The following is a 14,226-nucleotide window of genomic DNA, read 5'->3' as shown; positions in this document are numbered from 1 at the left end:
AACTAATGGTATTATCTTTATATACAATAACGGATGCTGAATTGATGCAAATCAGTTCTCAAAATTCTGATTTACGCTTTGAACGAAATGCAGATGGAACGTTAGTAACTATGGCTCCTACAGGTGGAATTTCAGGAAATCGAGAATTAAAGTTTGGCTCTCGTTTATTGGTTTGGGTAGAAAGCCAAAACTTAGGTGAAGTATTTGGTTCTAGTACCGGATTTAAACTGCCTAATGGAGCCATTCGTTCTCCTGATGTGGCGTTTGTTGCTCAAGAACGTTTACCTCAAGGATGGGATGAAGGAGAAGATGAATTTTTAAATTTAGTCCCAGATTTTGTGATAGAAATTCGGTCTAAAACCGATAGTTTAAAAAAGTGTAAAGAAAAAATGACTGAATATATTGAAAATGGGGTGCGGTTGGGGTGGTTAATTGACCGTCAAAATCAACAAGCTTGGGTATATCATGCTGATAGTTCAATTACTCAATATCCCGCAACCGCAACGTTAACGGGAGAAGATATTGTCCCAGGATTTACAATCGCGTTAAACTCCTTAATTTAGAAGGGTAAACGCGGAATAGGAACGGGAACAGGAGGGGTTGGAATTGAAGGAGTCGGAATTCCGCTAGTTGAACAACTAAACCCAGGTAAAAGACGAGAACACAGGGAATATAATGCTCCTTCTGGTGTTACAGGAATCGTAAATCCTGAGAATAATCGACCCGATAAAATAGACACAATCTCTTCAGGAGTCATAGGAATGACCTGACTTAAAATTCCTTGTAAAACCGATACTTTTTCACCTTCTTTAACTTCTACAGGTTCTCCAGTTCCATCGGAGGAACTCACCTGTACAGTTCCTTCCAAAACTTTAACATTCCCTGTATTATTATCGGTGGTTTCTAGGATATAAATTGTTCCTTGAACCCCAACAGTAAACCCCGCAATACATCCATTAATAGGGCCACTAACTAAGATTTGTCCCTGTTTTATTTCGACGCATTGACCGACCGTAACAACAGAATTAGCATCCATGCGTCCGGCTGCTCCATTATTAAATATCACTCCAGCGCGAGATTTTTTCGTAAGCACAATTTGCCCAAATTCTGCTTGATCCTCTACTTTTGCTTGATTATCTTGAATAAAGACTTGATCTCCATCTAAAATTTCTTGAATGATAGCAAGATTAATTTGAGCAACGGTAGACTGTTGGAACAGTCCGGTACTAAAAACCAGACAAAATCCGATAATTAAACCCGTTAGAATTCGTCTCCAGTAACGAGGAGATTGAAACCAGCCAGAAAATCCAGAAAAAAGGGAAAACGTTAACATAAGTTAAGAGGAGAATGAGAAACTTAAAACTATTTCTAAATCCTGACACTATTAGGTTAAAATGACCAGTAAAACTGTCTAGGACACTTTGATCACCTCATCCTAAACGCTGGAATTGAATTTGGGAATTAAGTCATGATACATGGGCGGAGAAGTAAAAATCAATTGTCCAGAGTTTGGTTTTGCATCCTGATTCTGGGATCTTTTTTGGCTTCAACAATAGTTTTACCTGCGATCGCCCAAGAATGGCGATCCGCACAAATTCTTAATTCTACTTATAGCCCAGAAAATAGTTTTAATCAAGGGATGAAACGGTATCGAGAAGGAACAGTAGCGGGGTTTCGGGATGCTATTCAGCAGTGGGAAGAAGCGTTACGTCTGTGGCGAGAAGCAAATAATTCTCTTCAAGAATCAATTACTCGCAATTTTTTATGTTCTGTTTATAGTAATTTAGGGGAATATCCCAAGGCGATTAATTGTTATAATCAATTACTGATTTTAACTCAAACCCTTGAAGATCAACAAACTCAAGCCACAACTTTAGTTTCCCTTGCCAAAATTTATGCTCAATTAGGAGAATATCAAAAAGCCTTAGATACTCTCAATCAAACCTTTCCTTTATGGCAAACTCTCAATTTTAAAACAGGGGAGTTGGCGGCTTTGAATGAAATGGCTATTGTTTATTTTAATTTAGGAGAATTTCAACAAGCTCTAAATTATTATAATCAAGCCTTAGCAGTAGTAAAACCTTTAGGAAATCCCGCTAATGTGGCAGCTATTTTAAATAATATTGGTCAAGTTAAATCGGAATTGGGTCAATTTGAACAGGCTCTTGATCACTATAAACAGGCTTTAAGTTTAGGGGAAGAAGTGATTCAAAAGTTTGGTGATCAGACGGCAATTCAGGTTCAAAGAGGGAAAGGAGCAACGTTAAATAATATTGGGTTTGTTTATGCTAATTTGAATCAATTTGATTTAGCTTTAACAACCTATAATCAAGCCTTAACCCTGTGGCAAAAAATTGGCGATCGCACCGGAGAAGCCAGTACCTTAAATAATATTGGATTTGTTTATTTTCAACAAGGAAAGTTAGAACAATCCTTAGAATTCTATAACAAAGCCTTACAAATTCGTCAGGAAGTAGGCGATCGCCCTAAAGAAGCCTTATCTCGATATCGAGTCGCAACCGTTAAACGAAAACAAGAGAATTTTGAGGAAGCGATCGCTCAAATTGAAACGGCTTTAACCATTATTGAAGATTTACGAACCCAAATTGCAAATCAAGATTTAAGATCTGCTTTTTTAGCCTCTAAACAGGATTATTATCAATTTTATATTGATTTGTTAATGCAACTGAATCAACAACAACCCAAGCAAGGATGGGATGGAAAAGCCTTACAAATTAGTGAACGAGCCAAAGCCCGATCCTTATTAGATATTTTAGCAGAAGCTCAAGGAGAGATCACTTCTGGTATTGATCCTCAACTCTTAGAGCAAAAACAAACCTTAAAACAAAAATTATCGGCTTTAGAAGAACAACGCATTAAACTGTTAAGCCAGTCCCATACGATTATTCAAAAACAGGAAATTAACCAAGAAATTGAAACATTGCTCCAACAGTATAATCAAGTTTTAGATAAAATTCGGGAGAATAATCCCCATTATGCCGCCTTAACTCAACCTCAACCTTTAAATTTATCAGAAATTCAAAAATTATTAGATAATGATACTATTTTATTAGAATATTCTCTAGGAAAAGACCGGAGTTATTTATGGGTTGTTAGCCCTAATTCTATCCAAAGTCATGAATTACCTGGAGAAGAAGCCATTAAAACCAGCGTTAAAACCTTTCGAGAAAATTTAATTTTACCCAGTAAAAGAATTCGGCGATCGCTCTATGAAGAAACGGGAAAAGCCTTAACAAAAATAGTGTTTCCCTTCATCCCTAACTTAGAAAATAAAAGATTACTCATTGTGGCTGATGGAGCCTTACAATATGTTCCCTTTGCCGCCCTTCCTCTATCCGAAAACAACAGCGAGGAGGATTCAATACCATTAATTAGCAATCATGAATTAGTGACGTTACCCTCTGCTTCAGTTTTAGGAATTTTACGACAAGAAACCCAAACTCGAAAACCTGCCGAAAAACTGTTAGCAATATTAGCTGATCCAGTATTTAGTTCAACAGATGAACGATTAAAAGCTGTGGTTTCTAGGGCTATTAAATCCCTGCCTCCCGACTTAGAACGTTCTGCCAGAGAATCCGGTGTTTTATTTGATCGTTTACCCTTTACCCAAGAAGAAGCAAAACAGATTTTAGCCTTATTTCCTGAGCAGGAAAGTTTACAAGAAATCGGCTTTAATGCCAATCGAGAAACAGCAACAAATCCTCAATTGAGCCAATATCGTTTTATTCATTTTGCAACTCATGGTTTACTCAATAGTGAAAATCCTCAATTATCGGGTTTAGTATTTTCTTTAGTCGATCAAAGCGGACAATCTCAAAATGGATTTTTACGACTCTATGATATTTTTAATTTAAAATTACCTGTAGAATTAGTCGTATTAAGTGCCTGTGAAACGGGATTAGGACAGGAAATCAAAGGGGAAGGATTAGTAGGATTAACGAGGGGATTTATGTATGCGGGTGCGAGTCGAGTCATGGTCAGTTTATGGAAAGTTGATGATCAAGCAACCTCCCAATTAATGGTTAAATTTTATCAAAAAATGTTAGAACAACGATTATCTCCAGTCGCGGCTTTACGGCAAGCTCAAATTGAAATGCAACAAAATGAAACCTCAGAATGGATACCTCCTTATTATTGGTCGGGGTTTACATTACAAGGAGAATGGCAAGGAATTTTGAATTAGAATAGAAGATTTTAGTCCTTTGGCAACTTCTCAACCCCTAAGACAGTCTCAGAGGCATAAGTCCCCGTAATCTGCTAATTTTCTGATAAAGCAAATCTTGATCAGATGCAGGTTTTCTAATCTGGATGGTGCATCTTATGATCATCTTTACAAGCATAAAGAGGCATAATCTTATGGTTATCAAATCTGTGAGTTGTTTGAGTTTGATTTTAGGCATGGTTTTGCCTATTACAGCGAGTCTAGCGAGTGTTCCTTCTCCCGTTAAAAACCGGGTCAATTCCCCAATGCAAATCAGTTTAGAATTTCCCCCGGCACCCAAGGGTGAGGGGCCAGTAAGTACCGCCGGAGGAGGAACACGGTCACCTGAGTGCAAAATCAGTGATATACCCATGACTGCTTTAGTACCAAGTAAGAATACCTCAACGGTTTCTGCTAACCCAACATTTTTTGTTTATATTCCCGAAATCACTTTTCCTCAATCTGGGGTCGCACTCGGTGAGTTTGTTCTAGTGAATAACAGGGGAAAAGATGTTTATCTAACAACAATTCAACTGCCTTTAGACGGGAGTATTGTGCAGATTGCTTTGCCTAAAACGGTAGCTTTAGAAGTTGGAAAACAATATAAGTGGCTATTTTCAATGAAGTGTCAAAGTAGCAATCCTAATTCTACAGATTCTAATAATCTTGAATCTCTTCCAAATGTTGCGTCTTTAGAAGTTTATATTCAGCGAAATAAATTGACCCCTACCCTAGAAAGGGAACTAGAAAAAACTCAAGATCCGTTAAAAAAAGCAGAAATTTATGTCCGTGAAAACCTCTGGCAAGATACATTAATGATCATGGCTCAGTTGCGAGATTCCCAGCAAGAAGAATGGAAAAGTTTACTCAATTCTATTAAAATTGAAGAATCAATTATAGAAGCTCCATTTGCACCCGAACCAACAGTAAGTAATTCTGACGAACAATCTGCTCAATAAACCCAAAAATATACACGCTAAAATAGGCTCTATGAGAGCACAAATTAAACAATTAGTATGGGAGTGGCGTGGCATTTGGATTACAACCCCAGTGATGGCGGGTCTTGTAATCCTGCTGCGTTTTTCTGGTCTTTTACAATCTTGGGAATGGTCAGTTTATGACCAATATATGCGCTTACGTCCCCTTGATCCCCGTGATCAACGGATTGCGATTATCGGGTTAGATGAAGCCGATATGAAATATATTGGTCAGGGTTATGTTCCCGATGAAATTTATGCAAAATTAATCGAGAAATTGATAGCAATGAAACCGATAGCCATTGGGTTAGATATTTATCGAGATTTACCCTTTGAGCCCGGTCATGCTCAGTTGCTTAAACTGTTTGCAGATACCCCTAATTTAATTGGAATTGAAAAAGTGGTTGGAGATGAAGCCTTAGAATCTGTGGCGGCTCCTCCAATTTTAAAAGAAAAAAATCGAGTCGCAGCTAATGATTTGATTTTAGATGAAGATAATATTATTCGGCGAGCATTGTTAGTGGTTAAAAATGATCAAGAACAACCTGTTTACAGTTTAGGGTTATTCTTGGCGATGTTTTATTTAGATTCTCAAGGAATTGCACCCGAAATAGTACCCGGAACAAATAATTGGTGGAAATTTAACAATATTGTATTTAAACCCTTGGCTAAAAATGATGGCGGTTATATTCGGGCAGATGCCGGAGGGTATCAAGTTTTTTTAAATTATCGAGGGTCTAATCAAAGTTTTGAAACGGTTTCTTTTGAGGATATTTTAACTGATAAACTTCCTAAAGATTGGGCAAAAAATCGAATTATTTTAATCGGCTCTGTCGGGGAAAGCTTCAAAGATTTAATCTCAACGCCTTACACATTATCAGCCAACGAAAGAATGTCTGGGGTAGAAATTCATGCCAATATAGCCAGTCAAATTATTAGTACAGCCTTAGATCATCGTCCTTTAATTCAAACTATTTCTGATCCCTTAGAATGGATTTGGATATTTCTATGGTCGGGAACTGGGGCAATTTTAACTTGGAAATTTAGAGGGACTGCTAAAGTTAAATTATTAATTGTCCGACAGGTTTTAATTTCGCTTTTAGCAACGGGAGTTTTACTCGGAAGTACCTATCTTTTGTTTATTCAAGGATGGTGGATTCCTGTTGTTCCTCCTTTTTTAGCCTTAGCAGGTTCAGCGATCGCAATTACCGCTTATATTGCCCGTTCGGCGGCGGATATTCGCAATATTTTTGGGCGTTATTTAAGTGCTGAAATTGTTTCTAATTTACTCGAAAAACCCGAAGGGTTAAAACTCGGCGGAGAACGGCGAAAAATCACGATTTTAACGTCGGATTTACGCGGATTTACGGCTCTCTCTGAACGTTTACAACCTGAAGAAGTGGTCAAAATTTTAAACTTCTATTTATCCTCAATGGCTGATGTTATTACTAACTATCAAGGAACCATTGATGAGTTTATGGGAGATGGGATTTTAGTATTATTTGGTGCTCCAACTTTACGAGAAGATGATGCTCAACGAGCAATTGCTTGTGCGGTGGCGATGCAATTAGCGATGCAGAAGGTGAATGAAAAATTACAACAGTGGGATTTGTCTCCTTTAGATATGGGAATTGGGATTAATACTGGGGAAGTTGTCGTTGGAAATATTGGGTCAGAAAAGCGTACAAAATACGGTGTTGTGGGTAATCAAGTGAATTTAGCTTATCGGGTTGAATCTTATACAACGGGAGGACAAATTTTAATTTCTGAAATGACTTTAAAGGAAGCAGGTCAGGATTTAATTAAAATTGAAAATCACAAATTAGTTCAACCCAAAGGAGTGAAAAAACCGATTACAATTTATGAAGTCGGGGGAATTGCAGGACAATATAATTTATTTATTTCTAAGGAAGAAGAACATTTTTATCCGCTTTCAACACCCATCGTTTTACAATATTCGATTTTAGAAGGTAAACATATTGATGGAAGTCTATTGATAGGGGGTTTAGTGGAATTATCAGAAAAAAGTGGTTTAATTGTTACAGAAGCCAATAATGATATTATTCCTGGGGTGTTAGCAAATTTAAAGATTAATATGAAATTAGAATCAGAACAATGGAGTGATGATATTTATGCAAAAGTCCTAGAAAAAACGGCTGAATCTGGAACCTTTTATATTAGCTTTACAGCTAAACCTCCAGAGGTTGAGCAATATCTGAATCAACTTTATCAAAATATTAAGGTGTTGACAGTTGACAGTTGATAGTTGATAGTTGATAGTTGATAGTTGATAGTTGATAGTTGATATAGCATTCCTAAATAGGTTGTAATATTTTATCGTAGGGGTTTGGTTTCCAAACCCTCTTTGCGCCTGGGTTTGGAAACCAAACCCCTACAAAACTTTTTCACAAATCATTTAGGATTGCTATAGTTGATAGTTGACAGTTGATAGTTGACAGTTGATAGTTGACAGTTGATAGTTGACAGTTGGTGCGTGCGCGGAGCTTACACACCCTACAGTTAATCTGGAGTTGATAATATAACTTTTGAGGGGAAATCACCCCCAGAGTTAATATTTAATGTGATAATTTGATGATCCATTAAACGGGTTTGATTAATAGGTTTTTCGAGTCCGGGGTTAACTGGATAAGCAGGAAAACAAGCCGCACTTATGCTTAAACGTAAACAATGCCCTTGAAGAATTTTAATACAAGTGGGTTGCATTTTAATTTGATAGCAATTTATATTTTCTTCTTGACTTAAAATAGGATTTATGTTAGATTTAGTTAAATTAATTCGTTGGTAGCCTTGACTAAAATTATAGACACTGCCATCGGGTTTAACTTCCGATAAAACCGCACATAAATCAAAACTGGGTGTGTCTGCTGTACAATAAAGTTCTACGGTTAAATCTCCTGCTAAATGCAAATCTTGACTCAACGTTTCAGAGGTATAGGTAACAATATCACTGCGACAGTCTAAGGTAGAACGGTCAAAAGAACCCGTTGGATACATGGCATGACCTCCGAGTGCTGGAACCGGACGCCAAGGGTCATGAACAAAGACATCTTCTTGAGAATTATTAGGACAATTTGGGGTTAATATTCCGGCATCTTCTCGTAAATTAGCGAGTCCATTGGTTGATAAATAATAAACCTGGGATGAGGATGACGGCCATTGTTTAAATTCTCGCCAGTTTTGGCTTCCCATTTCAAATAAATCAACCCGGTTTTGATTAAAAATGGGATTTTCTTTACCTTTTAAAAAGGTATCAAACCATTGAATTTGCAAGGTATCAATAAACGTTGATGCGGTTAACCCATAATTGAGTGTCCCGACTTTTCTACCCCAGGGAAGATGTGCCCAAGGGCCAATAATTAAATGTTGGGGGTGTTGACTGCGGTTTACCATTTCTTGATAGAAATGAATTGTTCCTTTTAAATAAATATCAAACCATCCCCCAATATGCAGCATAGGTAAATCTAAATTATCTAATTTTGGAGATAGATTTTGCCAATATTCATCGGGTTGATCCTGGGCTAACCATTCGTGATAAAATGAATCTGGATCGTGTTTTTTTAATACTTCTGGACTAGCAGGAATGGGATCAAAAAAGGGTAAGTTTCGAGAGGCTTGATAAAGAGAATTATAAGCGGTTTCATCTTCTTTTAATCGGGCTGTTTCTGCTGAAATTTGTATCGCCCATCCTAAGTTAGCATATAAACAAAAAGCTCCCCCTTCATAGGCCCAATCTCGATATAAATCATGACTCATCATCGCCGGACATACGGTTTTTAATGCCTTTGGACGGGTAGAAGCCGCATAAATTTGGGTCATTCCTTGATAGGAAAAGCCATACATTCCCACCTGACCATTACTATAAGGAAGATTAGCAACCCAATTAATTGTATCTAACCCATCTTCTATTTCATGAATAAAAAGTTGGAATTCTCCTTCTGAAGTTCCTCGTCCCCTAACATCTTGAATTACTACAATATACCCCTGTTGAGCATACCATTTAGGATGAGCGTAAACAACGGTAGAGGCGATCGCTCTCCCATAAGGTTGTCGCATTAATAAAACGGGTAATTTTTCCTCGGTCTGGGGTCGATAAATATCCGCATCAAGTCGAATTCCATCACGGGTAATTAGAGAGGCTGTTTCTTTAATAATCATTAGAAAATCAAGCTTAATCGGTTAAAAGTTGCTATTAACAAATAATCCCTTGAGTATAATGTACTTTTTTTGTTTCCATCAGTAACCCTATCTTAACTAATCTTAAAAAATCATCAGAAGTCAAAATGATTTAACCCTAAACAAACACATCCCTCCGACTTAAGACGTTTAAGTCTTCTTCATCCAATTCTACCGGGGTACCACTGCGAATTAATTCTACAAAATTTTCATTAGGAACCATAATACATAAAGCATATAAGCGAGTTGAACCTGTATTTTTAATAATATGAGTTCCTGTTGGCGGAACTAAAATACTATATCCAGCCTTAATTTCAACCGTTTTTCCATCACAAATTGCCACTCCTTCCCCTTTAATCACAAAAAACATTTCTACCGCTAATTGATGACGGTTGGGAGGAGTTTTTCCCCCAACTTCAAAAATTTCTACACAAACCGTTAAAGAGGTATTAGCGGCATCGGGATCGAAAATAATGGCTAATCGATTTGTATCTTGAGGGCTAATACGATAAGCTTGATAATCTCTAGGAGATTTGACGACTGGAATCATACAGCGCTCAATCATAATATATCAATCCTATTTGAGTTGTGTTCAAAATTCTTAAGCAAAAGGGAACAGGGAACAGGGAATAGGGAATAGGGAATAGTTATGAATGAATGCCCTCTAAAATAGCTTGAGAATCACAAACAAACCCAAAGCATTGTTTAACATTGTAAACCGTTGCTAACCAGCAATAATCTGGGGATGTGGTTGCCGTACAATCTTTAACTAAAATACAATCATAGCCTAGAAAATTGGCATCCTGTAGAGTCGCCATTACACATTGGTCGGCATTAACTCCAGCAAATAATAAAGTGGTTTTTCCTAAGTTTCTTAAAATACTATCTAAAGGAGTATCCCAAAACCCACTCATCCGATATTTATTAATATAAATATCTTGGGGTTGTTGGTCTAATTCATCCACAATTGCCGCCCCCCAACTTCCTGCCATTAAAACAGAGGAACCATTTTTAGGTAAAGGGTCGCCTAACCCAATATCTTCTCCCGTGGGGTTGTAAACGTGACGCAAACCCGCACTAATATTGAGTAAGTCGGGACGGTTTCCCCAGTTCAACCAAATCACAGGAACCTGCACTGAACGCAACCGAGGCAGTAATCTATTTAAAGGGGAAATCGGTTGTTGCGCCGGGGTGATATCCACGCCAATATGAGCTAACCAACCGTCGGGATGACAAAAATCATTTTGCAGATCGATAACAATAATAGCGGTTTTTGCTAAGTCCAAACGCAGGGTTTTTGTCTCGGTGGTTATCGTAATGGGCCGAGGTTCCAGGGGTGGGCGGGTAATATCGGCGTCGGTTTGATTCACATTCCACGCATTCGGGGCCACACCCAAAGGATGCCAGGAGGAAAAATTCATTGTTCGCTTCGATTAAACTTTAACCCGATTTTAAGCGATCGCAGATTATTATCCTATTTTTTGAGGATGGACACTCGGAAAATTGTCACAACCCTAAGCTACAGTTAGCTTAAATTCCTACACAATAAAAACCAATAGCGTCTGACTGTCCTCGCCCCTGCCATAGTTAATGGTAGGGATATTTTTTAGGTTTAGGGACGGACTAATAATTCCGAAGGTAGGACTTGATTTAATTTTCCGCTTCGATATCCCTCTAAATCTAAAGTAACATAAACAAACCCAAATTGTTGAAAAGCTTGAACTAATTGGGAAAGTTCTGTTTGAGATACAAATTCTTTGATTTGTTCGGGGGGTAATTCGATGCGGGCGGTATCTGCTTCTGAGCGAACTCGTAAATTTTTCCAGCCTAATTTTCTTAAATAAACTTCGGCTCTACCCACCCGTTGTAATTTAGCAATGGTAATTTCTTCAGTATAGGGAAAGCGCGAACTTAAGCAGGGTTGAGCGGGTTTATCCCAGGCCATTAACCCTAAATATTTAGAAAGTTCTCGGACTTCAGTTTTGCTAACACCTACTTCGGCTAAGGGGGAACGGACACCTCGTTCTTTGGCGGCTTGAATTCCGGGGCGATAATCTCGTAAATCATCGGCATTTACCCCATCGACAATATAAGAATAACCCCATTTTTGAGCTAAGGGTTTTAAGGTGTCATGGAGTTCACTTTTACAAAAATAGCAGCGATTAACTGGGTTTGATGTATAATTCGGATTCTCCATTTCTTGAGTTTCAATTTCTCGATGTTGAATGCCAATTTCTGCGGCTTGAATTCGAGCTTCTGCTAAATCTTCGAGTAATAAGGAAGGAGAAACGGCTGTTATTGCTAAAGCGCGATCGCCCAAAATATCATAAGCAATTTTAGCAACAAGAGTGCTATCTACTCCTCCCGAATAAGCAATTAATGCCCGATCCATTTGTTGAAATAGGGCTTGGAGTTGTGGTAATTTTTCTGTAATTATCATGGTGTACATCAACGCTATTTTTTATTCCTGATAGTAATTGAAGGATAGGTTAGGATATCAACAAAACCTCAAACCCTTAAAAAGGTACTTTTTCCCTATTCCCTGTTCCCTGTTCCCCCCTATAACTAAAATTCTCGTCGCCAAAAAATTGTAATGGATAGGGACAATAAGAGAATCATATAAAGGATAGCATAAGCCACGTTCATGATTAATAAGGGGGGAGCGGGTAAGTAACCATAAATGGCTTCATTTTTTAAATCTAGTCGGGCTAAATCGGGTAAAATTACATATAACCCTCTCATAAATTGTTCTATGGCGGGGTTTTCGCTATATTTTCCTAATGCTAATAAGTCACGGCTTAAACTTCCCATCACATAAACACCAAAGGTTAATAAACTGGCGAGAAGCGAACTGGTAAATACTCCTAATAAAATCCCCACCGCCGCAATTAAAGATAATTGTAGCCATAGAAATAAAACAGCGACACTTAGACTGGTAAAGGGGTAGGAAATTTTGTTAAAACTGAGGATTCCAAAATACAATAGTGCCATCACTAGGACTAAAACGGCAATAAACGCTGAGATTCCCAAATGTTTACCAATAATCAGTTCAGATCGACTTACGGGTTTAGAAACTAACTGATAAACGGTGCGTTTTTCAATTTCTTTATTGACGAGATTGGCACTAACAAAAACGGTAATTAGTAAGCTAAGAAAACTGATCATCGCCATGCCAAAATCGAGAATAATTTTATTTTCTAACCCGGCTGATATTTCGGGAAGTAAACGGACGGAAGCCACCAAAAGCAGAGCAAAAACCCCAATAATATAAAGAATGCGATCGCGGACAACTTCTAAAAAAACGTTACTGGCGATCGCAACAATGCGCTTTAAATTCATCTTTTATCTCCACAGTTTGATAGGAGGGAATAGGGAATAAAGATAATAAATAGTCTCATCCTCGATCAATTCCTCTAACGAAATAGGATTGAAACTCCTGATCAATTTTAGCAGAATCCGGTTTAAAAATCTCGCGTCTGGGAATAACTTCGGGAACTCTTTCTAACCAATTCTCTACGCGGACAGCAAATTCTATAAAACAGTAAATATTAATGTGTATTAGTAAAATAATGATAAACTCCATACGGACTAAAGGCGGGGGAGACTGGATTTTAAATTTATCCCGAATAAATTCCAAAATAAAGAGTAAACAAACTGCTAATAGGGGCCAGGATTTTAAGGCAAAATAAGGTCTAGTGATTTCTGTTTTTTGATAAATCATCAAACACAGTAACAATGAAGTTGTCCAAGGACTTAAAGGAATCCCCCCAAAAATAAAAGGGGGTTGACTGGTTCTCAACCCCACCCCAATCGTTAACGCTAACCAGCTTAGAATAGCTAAATCATTTCTGACATTTTCATCAGTCGTTCCGAAAATAGAGGCGATCCAAATTGTCAGACTGATGAGGAGAAAGGTTCTCCAATCCAGGGGTTTAGAAGGTTTAAAAACATTGAGAATATTAATGAGTTTATTCATAATAAAATATAGATTTAGGAAATTATTCTAATATTAATAAGGTAAATACTAATCCTAAAAACAGGGAATAACTTAAGGTGTGGGCAATTAAGATAACTCTAAAATCTTTATATTTTTTAGTCATTTGAAGATTACCTTCGGGAATACCTTGAAAGACTTGGGTAATTTTAGGGATATCTTTACTTAATAAAATTTTTAAGGTTTCAAATCCCATCCATTTAATAAAGAGTAATAAAGTAAAATTAAAAGCCGTTAATAAAAAAATCGAAGGGGAGGTTTCCTGAATTTGTTCTACTAGCAAATAATAAATTAATTCTTTTCGGGCTTCTGCTGGAAACACAGTTTCCGCATTTAAAAAGACAATCCATTCACAGGAATTCGCCAATAAATTGAGAGCCATCGCATATTGTACGCTCAATTTTGGGGAGATATTAAAGCTTTTCTTGAAAATCCAGGCTTCAATCATGATTGAGAATAAAAGCCGTAGGATTCTTAATAAAATGACTCTCAAGGCGATTATAATTGGCATACTGTTATAGGAGGGAACAGGTAATAGGGAACAGGGAGAGAATGAGATAAAGTCTCTGAAGCAGGTTCCCTTTCCTCAACAATAGAAAATTCCCATTGAAAACCTGAACTGACAGGAGGTTGCATAAATTTAGATTAAATCTATTGATTAATTAGTGTAACGTAGCTGATCCCTGATCGGATCAGGGCGCAGTCTCCCCCCTGTTTATGCTAAAAATTTTTTCAAAAAGTTTATAATTTGTAGAAACTTGTTATTTTTGTTTTAATTGGCACTTCCCAACCTGTAGAATCTACTTCTGACTTTAACTCTGCTCTGTGTCCTTTGTTTA

At 37.5% G+C, this 14,226-nt stretch carries 12 protein-coding genes; 4 read left to right on the top strand and 8 right to left on the bottom strand.

All coding sequences use genetic code 11. From position 1 onward, the window contains the following. The first annotated feature begins 5 nt into the window (after positions 1 to 5). Positions 6 to 563, top strand: coding sequence for a Uma2 family endonuclease (locus PL8927_RS13175; RefSeq protein WP_083622172.1), 558 nt, complete (start codon positions 6 to 8; stop codon positions 561 to 563). Here the strand turns inward: PL8927_RS13175 and PL8927_RS13170 are convergent. Beyond that, on the bottom strand, positions 560 to 1,333 hold the full coding sequence (locus PL8927_RS13170; RefSeq protein ID WP_156093188.1) for a hypothetical protein: 774 nt from the start codon (positions 1,331 to 1,333) through the stop codon (positions 560 to 562). The two genes, PL8927_RS13175 and PL8927_RS13170, sit on opposite strands and share 4 nt — an antisense overlap. 207 nt (positions 1,334 to 1,540) lie before the next feature. On the opposite strand from PL8927_RS13170, the gene PL8927_RS13165 reads away from it, so the two are divergent. The 3 genes from PL8927_RS13165 (at position 1,541) to PL8927_RS13155 (ending at position 7,462) form a co-directional block, all read left to right on the top strand. Continuing rightward, complete coding sequence (locus PL8927_RS13165) at positions 1,541 to 4,204, top strand: CHAT domain-containing tetratricopeptide repeat protein (protein WP_197047405.1); 2,664 nt, start codon at positions 1,541 to 1,543, stop codon at positions 4,202 to 4,204. Positions 4,205 to 4,377: 173 nt separating this feature from the next. Beyond that, the gene (locus tag PL8927_RS13160; protein ID WP_197047404.1) at positions 4,378 to 5,181 is read left to right on the top strand and encodes a DUF928 domain-containing protein; all 804 of its coding nucleotides are present in this window, start codon (positions 4,378 to 4,380) and stop codon (positions 5,179 to 5,181) included. Between the two features lie 31 nt (positions 5,182 to 5,212). Next, positions 5,213 to 7,462, top strand: a complete 2,250-nt coding sequence (locus PL8927_RS13155) for a CHASE2 domain-containing protein (RefSeq protein ID WP_083622164.1) — start codon at positions 5,213 to 5,215, stop codon at positions 7,460 to 7,462. Between the two features lie 257 nt (positions 7,463 to 7,719). Here PL8927_RS13155 and PL8927_RS13150 read toward each other — a convergent pair whose 3' ends face one another. From PL8927_RS13150 to fraC, 7 genes are all read right to left on the bottom strand, one after another. Further along, complete coding sequence (locus PL8927_RS13150) at positions 7,720 to 9,375, bottom strand: CocE/NonD family hydrolase (protein ID WP_083622162.1); 1,656 nt, start codon at positions 9,373 to 9,375, stop codon at positions 7,720 to 7,722. Positions 9,376 to 9,511: 136 nt separating this feature from the next. Further along, positions 9,512 to 9,958 (bottom strand): cupin domain-containing protein, encoded by a 447-nt coding sequence (locus tag PL8927_RS13145; RefSeq protein WP_231506003.1) that lies wholly within the window; start codon positions 9,956 to 9,958, stop codon positions 9,512 to 9,514. An 82-nt stretch (positions 9,959 to 10,040) separates the two neighbouring features. Further along, entirely contained in the window at positions 10,041 to 10,814 is a 774-nt protein-coding gene (locus PL8927_RS13140; protein WP_083622159.1) for a cysteine hydrolase family protein, read from the bottom strand. 191 nt (positions 10,815 to 11,005) lie between these two features. After that, complete coding sequence (gene larE, locus PL8927_RS13135) at positions 11,006 to 11,830, bottom strand: ATP-dependent sacrificial sulfur transferase LarE (protein WP_197047411.1); 825 nt, start codon at positions 11,828 to 11,830, stop codon at positions 11,006 to 11,008. Between the two features lie 128 nt (positions 11,831 to 11,958). Further along, a complete protein-coding gene (locus PL8927_RS13130) occupies positions 11,959 to 12,732 on the bottom strand; it encodes an ABC transporter permease (RefSeq protein WP_083622154.1) in 774 nt (257 codons plus the stop codon). 55 nt (positions 12,733 to 12,787) lie between these two features. Next, positions 12,788 to 13,369, bottom strand: coding sequence for a DUF5357 family protein (locus tag PL8927_RS13125; protein ID WP_083622151.1), 582 nt, complete (start codon positions 13,367 to 13,369; stop codon positions 12,788 to 12,790). 22 nt (positions 13,370 to 13,391) lie between these two features. Beyond that, the gene (gene fraC, locus PL8927_RS13120) at positions 13,392 to 13,898 is read right to left on the bottom strand and encodes a filament integrity protein FraC (RefSeq protein WP_331281820.1); all 507 of its coding nucleotides are present in this window, start codon (positions 13,896 to 13,898) and stop codon (positions 13,392 to 13,394) included. Between the last annotated feature and the right edge of the window lie 328 nt (positions 13,899 to 14,226).

Source organism: Planktothrix serta PCC 8927, assembly GCF_900010725.2.
GTDB lineage: Bacteria > Cyanobacteriota > Cyanobacteriia > Cyanobacteriales > Microcoleaceae > Planktothrix > Planktothrix serta.
Note: the sequence above shows the minus strand (reverse complement) of the source record. Positions and strands in the feature narration are given on the sequence as shown.

What these genes read in the sequence shown, in the direction of transcription:
- PL8927_RS13175 (WP_083622172.1), top strand. Translation starts at nt 6, where the DNA reads ATGGTATTATCTTTATATACAATAACGGATGCTGAATTGATGCAAATC.
- PL8927_RS13170 (WP_156093188.1), bottom strand. Translation starts at nt 1,333, where the DNA reads ATGTTAACGTTTTCCCTTTTTTCTGGATTTTCTGGCTGGTTTCAATCT.
- PL8927_RS13160 (WP_197047404.1), top strand. Translation starts at nt 4,378, where the DNA reads ATGGTTATCAAATCTGTGAGTTGTTTGAGTTTGATTTTAGGCATGGTT.
- PL8927_RS13155 (WP_083622164.1), top strand. Translation starts at nt 5,213, where the DNA reads ATGAGAGCACAAATTAAACAATTAGTATGGGAGTGGCGTGGCATTTGG.
- PL8927_RS13150 (WP_083622162.1), bottom strand. Translation starts at nt 9,375, where the DNA reads ATGATTATTAAAGAAACAGCCTCTCTAATTACCCGTGATGGAATTCGA.
- PL8927_RS13145 (WP_231506003.1), bottom strand. Translation starts at nt 9,958, where the DNA reads ATGATTGAGCGCTGTATGATTCCAGTCGTCAAATCTCCTAGAGATTAT.
- PL8927_RS13140 (WP_083622159.1), bottom strand. Translation starts at nt 10,814, where the DNA reads ATGAATTTTTCCTCCTGGCATCCTTTGGGTGTGGCCCCGAATGCGTGG.
- PL8927_RS13130 (WP_083622154.1), bottom strand. Translation starts at nt 12,732, where the DNA reads ATGAATTTAAAGCGCATTGTTGCGATCGCCAGTAACGTTTTTTTAGAA.
- PL8927_RS13125 (WP_083622151.1), bottom strand. Translation starts at nt 13,369, where the DNA reads ATGAATAAACTCATTAATATTCTCAATGTTTTTAAACCTTCTAAACCC.
- fraC (WP_331281820.1), bottom strand. Translation starts at nt 13,898, where the DNA reads ATGCCAATTATAATCGCCTTGAGAGTCATTTTATTAAGAATCCTACGG.